The following is a 9679-nucleotide window of genomic DNA, read 5'->3' as shown; positions in this document are numbered from 1 at the left end:
GATCAGGCGAGCAGGCGGTCGAACGCCTCCACCATCGCCGCGACGCTCGCGCGCGTGATGTCGGTGTCGCTGGCCGCCACCGACACTGACTGGTCGTCGCGCGTCATCTCGATCTCGACCGTGACGACCGCGTCGGTCCCACCCGTGATCGCGTCGACGTGGTAGGAGTCGAGGGTCGCGTCGCCCCGTGGACCGAGCGCGCTCCGAACGGCCTTGACCGCCGCGTCGACCGGGCCACTCCCGGTGCCGCTGGCGGTGCGCTCCTCGCCATCCACCACCAGTTTGACGCTGGCCGCGGGGGTGCCGTTGCCGCTCGCGGCCGTGAGGTCTTCGAGTTCGACCCGGCGCTCGCGCTCGCGACCCTGTACGGTTTCGGCGAGCGCGAGCACGTCGGCGTCGGTGACGCGCTTGCCCGTGTCGCCGAGATCCGTTACTCGGTCCGTGACCTCCGCGAGTTCGTCGGGGCTCACCGCGACCTGGTGTTCGGCGAGCGCGGCCTCGACGCCCGCCCGACCCGCGTGTTTGCCGAGCGCGAGCCGTCGTTCCCGACCGACGGTCTCCGGCGGATAGGGTTCGTACATCGCGTCGTCCTTGAGTTGGCCGTCGGTGTGGATGCCCGACTCGTGGGTGAAGGCGTTCTCGCCGACGACGGCCTTGTTGGGTGCGAGCGGGATCCCCGTGAAGTCCGCGACGGTTCGCGCGAGGTCGTACAACCCTGTTGTGTCGACCGTCTCGACGTCGTAGCCCTCCGCGAGCGCGATGGCGACCTCTTCGAGCGCGACGTTGCCCGCACGTTCGCCGATGCCGTTTACCGTCGTGTGGACGAGGTCGGCCCCCGCCGCGAGCGAGGCCAGCGCGTTCGTCACCGCCAGCCCGAGGTCGTCGTGGGTGTGGGTGCTCGTCGGCCCGAGTTCGGCGAGCGCCGAGACGGCCTCCATCGTTCGCTCGGGGGTCGCGTAGCCAACGGTGTCGCAGTAGCACACCCTATCCGCGCCCGCTTTCAGGGCTTCACCCATGAGTTCGGTGAGGAACTCGGTGTCGGCGCGCGACCCGTCCTCGCCGAGCACCTCGACCCAGAGGCCGTGGTCGCGGGCGTACTCGGTGAGTTCGACGGTGGTCTCGACGACACCGCCACGGGTCGTGCCGACTTTTCGCTCGATGTGGCGCTCGCTCGCGGGCACCACGAGGTTGACCCCGTCGACGCCGCAGTCGAGCGCGAGGTCGATGTCGGAGCGGATGCCGCGGCAGAAGCTCGTGACCCGGGCGTCGGGGTTCGACTGGGCGACCCGCGAGATGGTCTCGCGCTCGCCCGCGCCGGTGCAGGCGCTCCCGGCTTCGATCACCGAGACCCCGGTGGCATCGAGCTTGCGTGCGATCTCGACCTTCTGGTCTGGTGAGAGCGACACGCCCGGGGCTTGTTCCCCGTCGCGAAGCGTCGTATCGAGAAACTGTGCGTCAGTATCGGACAGCGGAGTAGTTTCGGGGGAGCCCCCGAATAAAACGTTCACCGGTCATGATAGCCATTCACACCGCCGCACGGCACCGACTTAAACCGGCGTGTTGTGACAGATGTTGCTGTGGGCGCAATTCGATAGCATGGTAGGAGGTGACGTGTAGGAATTTCGAAGTCGGTGGTGGACGGTGGTGGTCTGCGGTATTGCGGTTGGCGCGCGCTCGCGGTCGTGTGCGAACGACAGTGAGCACCGACCGCGGACGTTGTGCGAGGTTTGCGCGAGTGACGCGAGCGCAAGCTCGTCAGAGCAGAGCTCTGACGGTGGATGAGCACCGCAGGGAGCGATGGGTGGTGTGAACGAAGTGAACACCACCGAACGCGCGAACGGCGAACGAAGTGAGCCGTGAGCCGAGCGAGCGAGGAGCGCAGTCGGCTGGGGAGGTATGTGGCTGTCGCGGGGCGGTTGCGGGGGCGGTCTCTCGTTTGCATCGGGACTCGTAATCGAGGCTACGAACCCCTGTCAAGACCACACCTTAGACTGCTCACAGAGAAGACGGGATTCGGGTTACAGAGAGGAAGTTTAGAAGAGGTCGCGGTAGATGCGGCCGAAGGCTTGGCGGCGGAGGGTCTCGACCGCAGCGCGCTCTCGGTTGGCGAACGTCGCCGCCGCGACGGTGTCGGCGAACGGCGCGGCGTGCCAGGCCACCCGGTCGACGTTCTCGTTCCCGATGACGTGGGACTCGTAGTCGGGGTGGTCCGCCAGCCAGTCGTCGAACTCCTCGCGGTCCCCGACCCTGACTTCGAGCTCGCTCGCGAACAGCGCGTTCCGGACCCGTTCGACCACCTCGCTCGTCACGCGCTCGTCGTACTCGTCTTTCTCGAACTCCATCGCGGTCGCGGCCTCCCGGACGGCGGTCTGGGCGGTCGGTCCGAGGTCGTCGTAGCGTTCGTGCGCCTGCTCGGCGGTCGCCGGCGAGAACCGTCCCTGGGTGTGCATGGCGGGACTGAACCCCGAGGGAACTACTCGCTTTCGTCGTCGTCGCGGGTCAGTTCCCGAGCCTTCCGGAGCGCCTCGGCCGTCTCGGCATCGACCTCTCCACCGGGGCCACGACCCCCGTCGGGTCCGCGACCGCCCGCCATCGGTGGCTCGTCGTCGAAGAGCTCGCCGGGTCGAGGCTCGTCGTGGTCGTGATGGTCGTGGTCGTGGTCATCGGTGGTGTCCTCGAAGACCTGCGGGAACTCGACCTCCTTGGCCTCCGCGAGCACCCGTTCGGCGAGTTCGTCCTCGCCCGCCTCGTCCCAGCCGGGCGTGTGCTCGTCGAGCCAGGCTTCGTGGTCGTCGTCGCCGAGCAACGCGGTGAACGCGAGGTGGTTGGCGAGGTGGTGCGCGTCGGCCTGGGGCGTCTCACAGACCGGACAGGCGTAGCCCATAGGTCGTTGAAGACCTCGGCGAACTTCTACTCCACGCCCGCGGCTCACGCGGGGTCGGTGTCGAGCGGTTCGCCGCACCACTGGCAGAAATCGAGGTCGGTGTCGGTCGTGCGGCCGCAGTGGGGACAGTGGTCCGGGGACTCGTCGCCCGTCGAATCGTCGCCCACGGCACCCTGGATCGTCTCCATCGGTTCGCTTCGCCCCGTGGCCTCCGTGCTCCGCTGGCGGGCGAGGTAGTAGGCGTCGGCGATGTTGAGGATCGTGAGCACGAGGAGCGCGAACGTGGCCTCGATCGGGAGCGCCTGGCTCGCCGCCAGCACCGCCTCGATGCTGAACTCCCCCGACTCGGGGAGCGCCGACGGGGGAAGCGTGATCTGGACCGTGAGAAACACCAGGAGGAACCACGCGAGCGCCCGGAACCACCGCCGGAGATAGAGGTGGCCCAGCCCCGGGTAGATGACCGCGAGCACCGCGGCGAGCCACGGGCGCTTGCCGGCGCGATGACGGCTCATTTCCCCCAATACTCGGCCCGACGGTCTTAATCTTCCGGGTTGGCGACCGATGTCGCCCCCGACGCTAGACGACCGATGTGGGTTTAGCCCTCGCCGCGGTACGGGGTCCATGACGGAGGCGTGGGTGAGCCTGTTCTCCGGCGGCAAGGACTCCTCGTGGGCGCTCTACCGCGCGCTCGAAACCGACCTGCCGGTCGAGCGGCTCCTGACGGTCCACCCCGACGACGGCTCGTACATGTATCACGTACCAGAGACGCGGCTCGCGCGGCTCGCGGCCGAGAGTATCGGGATAGAACTCGTCGAGGTCGACCCGGACGAGGCGGGGCGGGGTATCGAGGAGTCGGGCGCGCGCGGCGACGCCGAACTCGAACCCCTCGAACGCGCCCTCCGCGACCTCACCATGGACGGGGACCTCGCGGGGGTCACCGCGGGGGCGGTCGAGAGCGAGTTCCAGACGAGCCGGATCCAGGGGATGTGCGACCGGCTCGGCATCGAGTTGTTCGCCCCGCTCTGGGGGCGCGACCCGCGCGAGCTCGCCGACGCGATGCTCGATGCGGGCTTCGAGATCCGAGTGGTACAGGTCGCGGCCCGTGGCCTCGACGAGTCGTGGCTCGGGCGCGTGCTGGACGAAGACGCGTTCGACGAGCTCCAGACCCTCCACGAGGAGTACGGGGTCCACGTGCTCGGCGAGGGCGGGGAGTTCGAGACGTTGGTGACCGATGGCCCGCACATGGCGCGCCCGATCGAGATCGACTACGAGACCGAGTGGGACGGGACGCGCGGTCGGCTCCGGGTCACCGACGCGTGGCTCGGATAGCCGTTCGGATAGTTTACTCGTCGTCGAGCATCGTCGGCTTGCCGAGCGGCAGCGCGCCGAACAGGGCGTAGTGGATCGCGAACGAGGCGGCGAGCAGGACACCGAGGCCGAATGCGACCTTCGTTTTGCGTGATGCCATATCGCGAGAACGGCCCGTCGGGAAAAGAATCCACCGGATCCCGTTACTCGTCGTTCGGGATCACGGTGTGCTCGCCGACGAGCGCGCCGGTGAGGTCGACCCCGGCGACGTCGACGTGTTCGTCGAGGATCGAATCGCGAACCGTACAGTCCTCGATCGTGGCCTCGGGGAAGACCACCGAGTGTTCGAGGGTCGAGTTCTTCACGGTGGCACCCGGCATCACGTGGACGCCCGACCCGATCTCGCTGTTCTCGACGGTGGCGTCGGACGCGACCGAGGCGTCGCCGTCGATCGCCCACGCGACGGTGTCGAGGTAGCTCTCGGGCGTGCCGATGTCGAACCACGCGCCGTCGAAGGTGTAGGCGTAGACGTCGCGCTGGCCCCGGAGCCACTGGACGAACCGGCCGGGTTCGTCGGGGTTGTTGTCGTCCGCGAGGTACTCATCGAGCACGAGCGCGTCGGCGGGGAAGGCGTAGCACGCGATCGAGACCAGCGTGGAGTTGGGGTCCTCGGGTTTCTCCTGGAAGTCCACGACCCGATCGCCCTCGAGTTCGACGAGGCCGTAGGATTTGGCGCGTTCGCGCGAGCCGACGTCGTAGGCCGCGATCGTGGGCTCGGTGCGCTCCTCGAAGTCGTCGATGAAGTCGCCGAGCGAGAAGCTGAGGAGGTTGTCGCCCGCGACCACGAGGAGGTCGTCGTCGACGTTCTCGCGGTCGATGAGCTGGGCGAGCGCGCCGACCGCCCCGAACTTCTCGTCCTCGCCCGTGGTGTCCTCGATCGAGAGCGTGGGTTTCTCGAAGCCCCGTTCCTCGACGTGGGCCTCGAACTCCTCGGCGAAGCGCTCGTTGGTCGAGATGTAGACCTCCTCGATCCGCTCGTCGGCTTCGAGCTCCTCGAAGATCCGGTCGATGACGACGGTGTCACCGACGGGGAGGAACATCTTGGGCCGGTGTTTGGTGATCGGCCAGAGTCGGGTCGCATACCCGCCGGCGAGCACGATAGCCTTCATGCGAACTCCGTCTCGGCCGTCGGGTAAGTTCCTTTTCATTCCCGGTCCGAATCACCCGAAAACCGACGGTATGCGATCGGTACACAACGGTCACACCTGGGTCTCCAAGGGGTCGTCGTGCGGCCGGTGGTCGCGGTGCGTTTGCGGCCGTCGGTCGCGGTGCGTTTGCGGGGGCGGCCGGCGGTGCGGCCGCGATGTGGTCGCTGTCACGGTGCGGTTGCGGTTGCTGGCCTGGTGGATGAAGGGCGAGGGTCGAACGGAGTGAGGCCCGAGGGCTTCGGCGGAGGCGGCGCTGTGCGGTTGCGGAAGCGGAGCGGTTAGTGATCCCACCGCGAGTGAGCCGACGGCGAACGAGCGGGCGCGAGGGTGACTGCAAGGAACCCGACGCGCTTTTGATCCACATTTTGCCAGGGAGCGAACGGAGTGAGCGACCGCAGCAAAAGGTGGGGACTAGTACCCGCGCTCGATCAGGTACTCCGCGACGCCCGCGAGCAGGCGGCGGGCCTCGTTGTCGGGGAGGACTTCGAGGTGGGACTTCCCGCGGTCGACGAGGTCGCGGCTGAGGGTGCGGGCGTACTCGATGCTGCCCGCGGCGTCGAGTTCGGCGACCGCGGCGTCGACCTCCTCCTCGGTGACCGCCGCGGGCGTCTCGGCCACCACGAGGTCGTCGAGGTCGACCCCGTGCTCGGCGGCGTGGAGCGTGACGGCGGTGCGCTTGCCCTCGACGAGGTCGCTGCCGCGCTGTTTGCCGAGCTGCTCGCTCGGAACGGTGAGATCGAGCACGTCGTCGCGGATCTGGAACGCCCGGCCGATGTCGAGCCCGTACTGGCGGAGCGCCTCGGTCGTCTCGTCGTCCGCGCCGAGCAGGATCGCCGGGATGCGGGCCGCGGCGGCGTAGAGAACGGCCGTCTTCTGCTCGACCATCGTGATGTACTCGTCGGTCGTGACGTCGTCGCGGTGCTCGAAGGCGACGTCGAGCGACTGCCCCTCACAGATCCGGGTACAGGTCCTGGCGAGTTCCGAGAGCGCACGGACGGTGCGCTCGGGCGGCGCGCCGGTGGCGAGCATGAACTCGAAGGCCTTCGCGTAGAGCGTGTCGCCAGCGAGGATCGCGGTCTCGGTGTCGAACGCGCTGTGGACGGAGGGCACCCCGCGCCGGAGGTCGTCCTCGTCCATGATGTCGTCGTGGATCAGGGTGAAGGACTGGATCGTCTCGATGCTCACCGCGGCCGCCATGAGGTCTATCTCGTCGGGTCCCGACCCGCCGAGCGTCGGGAACGACTGGTAGTCCGCACCGAGCGGTTCGGTGTCGGTGAGCGCCTCGGCCACGAGCAGCGTGACCGCGGGCCGGAGGCGCTTGCCGCCGGCGTCGAGCAGGTGGCGCGAGGCGCGGTAGAGGCGCTCGGGCTCGCCTATCGGGAGGTACTCCGAGAGCGACGCGTTGACGCGCTCCCGTCGTGCCGCGACTGCCTCGACGACCGCCGCCCCCGAAGCGCTCATTCGACCAGCGAGATGACGTTGCCGTTGCGCGTCGCGTGGAGGTCCCGACCCATCCGGTAGCCCTGGCCCTCGGCGAGGTCGATGTAGCGCGCGAGGTGTTCGAGGTCGTTGTGGGCCGGGATCACGTGCTGGGGTTGGATGGCGTCGAGCATCGTGTAGTGGCCCTCCTGGGACATGTGGCCCGAAACGTGGACGTCGTCGAAGATGCGTGCGCCCTGCATTCGGAGCAACTGCTCGGATTGGTAGCGCTGGCCCTCGTTCGTCGGCTCGGGGATGACCCGTGCCGAGAAGACCACTTTGTCACCCTCGTCGAGCTGGTAGGGCGTCTCGCCCCGACCCATCCGGGTGAGCATCGCGCGCGGCTCGCCCTGGTGGCCCGTGACGATCGGCAGGAAGTTCTCCTTGCCCTCGTTCATGATCCGTTTGAAGGTCCGGTCGACCGACTGCCGGTGGCCGAACATCCCGAGGTCGTCGGGGAAGTCGACGAAGTCGAGGCGCTCGGCAGTCCCCGAATATTTCTCCATCGAGCGACCGAGGAGCACGGGCTGACGGCCGATCTCCTTCGCGAACTCCACGATGGACTTGACCCGTGCGATCTGACTGGAGAAGGTGGTGGCGACGATGCCGCCCTTGTAGTCCTCCATGCTGTAGAGCACGTCACGGACCTCCTCACGAGCGAGCTGCTCGCTCGGGGTTCGGCCCTTGCGGCCGGCGTTGGTGCAGTCCTCGATGTAGCAGAGCACGCCCTCGCCCTCGCGACCGATCTCGCGGAAGCGGTCCATGTCGATTGGGTCGCCGATCACGGGGGTGTGGTCGAGGCGCTTGTCGAGCCCGTAGATGATCGATCCCTCGGGGGTGTGAAGTACGGGGTTGATCGCGTCGATGATCGAGTGGGTGACGTTGACGAACTCGAGATCGAGCCCGTTGCCGATCTCCATCGACTCGCCCGGGTCCATCTTGACGAGGTCGTTGCCGACCCCGAACTTCTCCTCGCTCTCGATCTGCTGTTTGACGAGTTCGATCGTGAACGGCGTCGCCACCACGGGTGCGTCGTAGCGGTGAGCGAGCTTCGAGATGGCCCCGATGTGGTCGAGGTGGCCGTGTGTCGGGACGATGGCCTGGACCTCGCCGTCGAGGTCGGACATGACCCGGTCGTCGGGGATCGCGCCCATGTCGATCAGGTCGAGACTGTGCATTCGTTCGGTTTCGACGTTGTCGTGGATCAGGACCTTCGAGAGGTTGAGGCCCATGTCGAAGACAACGATGTCGTCGCCCGCCCGGACGGCGGTCATCTGTCGGCCGACCTCTTCGTAGCCGCCGATGGTTGCGATATCGATTTCCATGGTTAGTACTCCAGAGCCGCCCGCGAGCAGGGATTCGTCCGCCGGCTGGCGAGGTCACGCGACCCGCCCGGCCGCCCCGATGCCCGGGGCGGTCTCTCGGATGTGCGTGGCTACGTGCCGGGAATGGTATAAACTCCGTGGCTCGCTCCCGGAACGATACGCCCGGCTACGTCCGTTCGTCGGCGTCGGTCGCGCGTCCACCCGTCAGCCCGCCGGCGGTTTCGATGCCACGCGCCACCCCGTCGGAGATGATCTTGTACTGGATGCCGAACGCCGCCCCGATGATGATCACGTAGCCGAGGATGCCGACGACGATGCCGACCAGCGCGAGGACGCCGCCAGCCGCGCCGATTCCCCCGCTGGCATCCCCGAACCCGCTCCCGCCGACACCGACGAGCGCGAACCCGATCGCGGCGACGATCCCCCCGAGGATCAGGATTCCGACGAAGTACGCGACCACGACGAAACCGTACTTGATGGCGGTAGTAATGTTGGCATTTGACATACACCGAACGAAACGCCGAGTGACGGCATAGCTCTTCCTGCCCGATCCGGGTCCCGTGGTCGCTCTCCGGTCGGCTCGACTACCCGATTTGCGTCCCTGCGGACTCGCCGTCGAGGAATCGGGGGAGGTCGTCGAGACCGAACACCCAGGCCGGCGCGTCGAGCCCGAGCAACGCCTCGACCTTCGCGCTCATTCCCCCGGTGACGTCGGTCGCGTCGCTCCCACCGAGCGCCGCCCGCACGTCCTCGAAGGAGTCGATGCGGTCGATGACGGCACCGCCGGCGTCGAACACGCCCGGCACGCCGGAACAGACGCCCACTCGGTCGGCATCGAGCGCCGTCGCGAGCACGACCACCAGCTCGTCGCCGCTCAGTATCGTTACACCTCGACCCACATGAGTGACCACGTCGGCCTGGACCACGGGGACGAACCCCTCGCCGAGCATCCTTGCGACGACGTCGGTCGCCAGCGAGAGTTCCCCGAAATCGTCGCGTGTCGCCGCCGAGAGGGGATGGATCGGCAGGGCCGGGACGCCGCGTTCGCGGAGCGCGTCGAGCACCGCGTCGTTGAGCCGTCGCATCGCGTCGTGGACGGCGCGTGCGCCCGTCACATCGTGACTCCCGGCCGTCGTCGTGACCCCGTGCTCGCTGGCGTGGTAATGACCGAAACTCCCGCCGCCGTGGACCACGACGAGCCCCCCCTCGAACGCCGCCACCGCGTTCGCGGCGCGGTCGAGTGTCTCCGTATCGAGGGTTTCGGGGCTGGACTTGTCCGTGATGACGCTCCCGCCGAGCTTGAGCACTGTCGTTCCCGTCGCGGCTCGACTTTCCGTGTTCGACTCGCCGGTCATCCGTCCTCCTGCCGGACACCCTCGGTGTCGAGCTCCGCGCGGAACGCCCGTTCGCACTCGGGGGTGTACCCAAGCGCCGTCGGGGTGTCCTCGGTCTCGTCGAGCGCGACGATACAGCCC

The 9679-nt window shown here is 67.9% G+C and carries 11 protein-coding genes and 1 pseudogene; 1 reads left to right on the top strand and 11 read right to left on the bottom strand.

Going from position 1 to position 9679, the window contains the following annotated elements; all coding sequences use genetic code 11:
* Positions 1-2: 2 nt before the first annotated feature.
* The 4 genes from D3261_RS19035 to D3261_RS19020 all read right to left on the bottom strand — a co-directional run bounded on the left by D3261_RS19035 (position 3) and on the right by D3261_RS19020 (position 3396).
* Positions 3-1508, bottom strand: a complete 1506-nt coding sequence (locus D3261_RS19035) for an alpha-isopropylmalate synthase regulatory domain-containing protein (RefSeq protein WP_120075132.1) — start codon at positions 1506-1508, stop codon at positions 3-5.
* A 525-nt stretch (positions 1509-2033) separates the two neighbouring features.
* Complete coding sequence (locus tag D3261_RS19030) at positions 2034-2450, bottom strand: DUF5809 family protein (protein ID WP_120075130.1); 417 nt, start codon at positions 2448-2450, stop codon at positions 2034-2036.
* 23 nt (positions 2451-2473) lie between these two features.
* Positions 2474-2884: a DUF5810 domain-containing protein gene (locus tag D3261_RS19025; RefSeq protein ID WP_120075128.1), complete on the bottom strand. Its 411-nt coding sequence runs from the start codon at positions 2882-2884 to the stop codon at positions 2474-2476.
* 44 nt (positions 2885-2928) lie between these two features.
* On the bottom strand, positions 2929-3396 hold the full coding sequence (locus D3261_RS19020; protein WP_120075127.1) for a zinc ribbon domain-containing protein: 468 nt from the start codon (positions 3394-3396) through the stop codon (positions 2929-2931).
* A 109-nt stretch (positions 3397-3505) separates the two neighbouring features.
* On the opposite strand from D3261_RS19020, the gene D3261_RS19015 reads away from it, so the two are divergent.
* Positions 3506-4213 (top strand): diphthine--ammonia ligase, encoded by a 708-nt coding sequence (locus tag D3261_RS19015; protein ID WP_120075125.1) that lies wholly within the window; start codon positions 3506-3508, stop codon positions 4211-4213.
* 13 nt (positions 4214-4226) lie between these two features.
* Here D3261_RS19015 and D3261_RS20905 read toward each other — a convergent pair whose 3' ends face one another.
* The 7 genes and pseudogenes from D3261_RS20905 to D3261_RS18985 form a co-directional block, all read right to left on the bottom strand.
* A complete protein-coding gene (locus D3261_RS20905; protein ID WP_255409239.1) occupies positions 4227-4352 on the bottom strand; it encodes a hypothetical protein in 126 nt (41 codons plus the stop codon).
* Positions 4353-4395: 43 nt separating this feature from the next.
* Positions 4396-5361, bottom strand: a complete 966-nt coding sequence (locus D3261_RS19010; RefSeq protein WP_120075123.1) for a sugar phosphate nucleotidyltransferase — start codon at positions 5359-5361, stop codon at positions 4396-4398.
* Positions 5362-5811: 450 nt separating this feature from the next.
* Positions 5812-6861 carry a geranylfarnesyl diphosphate synthase gene (idsA3, locus tag D3261_RS19005; protein ID WP_120075121.1) on the bottom strand — a complete coding sequence of 350 codons (1050 nt, stop codon included), beginning with the start codon at positions 6859-6861 and terminating at the stop codon, positions 5812-5814.
* Positions 6858-8204, bottom strand: coding sequence for an RNase J family beta-CASP ribonuclease (locus tag D3261_RS19000; protein ID WP_120075119.1), 1347 nt, complete (start codon positions 8202-8204; stop codon positions 6858-6860). The genes idsA3 and D3261_RS19000 overlap by 4 nt, the downstream gene beginning before the upstream one ends.
* Positions 8205-8370: 166 nt before the next feature.
* Entirely contained in the window at positions 8371-8709 is a 339-nt protein-coding gene (locus tag D3261_RS18995) for a hypothetical protein (protein ID WP_147465006.1), read from the bottom strand.
* A gap of 79 nt (positions 8710-8788) precedes the next feature.
* Positions 8789-9559: an isopentenyl phosphate kinase gene (locus D3261_RS18990; RefSeq protein WP_120075116.1), complete on the bottom strand. Its 771-nt coding sequence runs from the start codon at positions 9557-9559 to the stop codon at positions 8789-8791.
* A pseudogene (locus D3261_RS18985) lies at positions 9556-9679 on the bottom strand (mevalonate kinase); the annotation flags it as partial. The pseudogene D3261_RS18985 and the gene D3261_RS18990, both read right to left, overlap by 4 nt.

Origin of the sequence: Halococcus sp. IIIV-5B (genome assembly GCF_003602035.1) — an archaeon.
GTDB lineage: Archaea > Halobacteriota > Halobacteria > Halobacteriales > Halococcaceae > Halococcus > Halococcus salsus.
Note: the sequence above shows the minus strand (reverse complement) of the source record. Positions and strands in the feature narration are given on the sequence as shown.

Excerpts from the sequence above, each read along its gene's own strand:
- D3261_RS18990 (WP_120075116.1), bottom strand. The coding sequence starts at position 9,559 with ATGACCGGCGAGTCGAACACGGAAAGTCGAGCCGCGACGGGAACGACA.
- D3261_RS19025 (WP_120075128.1), bottom strand. The coding sequence starts at position 2,884 with ATGGGCTACGCCTGTCCGGTCTGTGAGACGCCCCAGGCCGACGCGCAC.
- D3261_RS19010 (WP_120075123.1), bottom strand. The coding sequence starts at position 5,361 with ATGAAGGCTATCGTGCTCGCCGGCGGGTATGCGACCCGACTCTGGCCG.
- D3261_RS20905 (WP_255409239.1), bottom strand. The coding sequence starts at position 4,352 with ATGGCATCACGCAAAACGAAGGTCGCATTCGGCCTCGGTGTCCTGCTC.
- D3261_RS19000 (WP_120075119.1), bottom strand. The coding sequence starts at position 8,204 with ATGGAAATCGATATCGCAACCATCGGCGGCTACGAAGAGGTCGGCCGA.
- D3261_RS19030 (WP_120075130.1), bottom strand. The coding sequence starts at position 2,450 with ATGCACACCCAGGGACGGTTCTCGCCGGCGACCGCCGAGCAGGCGCAC.
- D3261_RS19015 (WP_120075125.1), top strand. The coding sequence starts at position 3,506 with ATGACGGAGGCGTGGGTGAGCCTGTTCTCCGGCGGCAAGGACTCCTCG.
- idsA3 (WP_120075121.1), bottom strand. The coding sequence starts at position 6,861 with ATGAGCGCTTCGGGGGCGGCGGTCGTCGAGGCAGTCGCGGCACGACGG.
- D3261_RS18995 (WP_147465006.1), bottom strand. The coding sequence starts at position 8,709 with ATGTCAAATGCCAACATTACTACCGCCATCAAGTACGGTTTCGTCGTG.
- D3261_RS19020 (WP_120075127.1), bottom strand. The coding sequence starts at position 3,396 with ATGAGCCGTCATCGCGCCGGCAAGCGCCCGTGGCTCGCCGCGGTGCTC.